A 536-nucleotide genomic window follows, 5' to 3' on the forward strand; every position below is an offset into this window, starting at 1 on the left:
TCCTTGTCCTTGGAATGCACCGGAGCGGGACCTCGGCGCTTGGCGGCCTTGTCAACACACTGGGAGCTGTCGGGCCGAAAACTCTGTTGCCGTCGAATGCCTCCAATCCGCGCGGATTCTTCGAGAGTTTGCTCCTTGTCACCGCGCATGACGAACTGCTCGCATCGGCAGGCTCTTGCTGGCATGACTGGCGTCAATTCAACCCACAATGGATACGCTCAGAGGCAGCAGAGCGGCATCGTCAGAAGATAAAGGCGCTGCTCATCGACGAGTTCGGCGACGCACCCTTAATCGTTATCAAGGACCCCCGGATATGCAGATTCGTTCCATTTATATCGTCGATCTTGGCCGAGATGAATGTGAGCCCTGTCGCTTTTCTGCCGGTGCGAAATCCTCTTGAGGTCGCACATTCGCTGCAGCGGCGAGACAAAATTGCGCTGCCGAAATCGCTTCTTTTGTGGCTCAGGCACGTGCTCGATGCCGAATATCATTCGCGGCACCTGTCGCGATACTTTCTCCCATATGAAGGATTACTG

Annotated in this window: 1 protein-coding gene; it reads left to right on the forward strand. The window is 55.6% G+C overall.

Annotation, left to right across the window (positions count from 1 at the left end):
• The coding region (locus tag ACXJ7R_RS36070; protein ID WP_457155938.1) for a sulfotransferase family protein at positions 1-536 on the forward strand (536 nt) is incomplete at both ends.

This window comes from Mesorhizobium sp. P5_C1 (genome assembly GCF_054049815.1).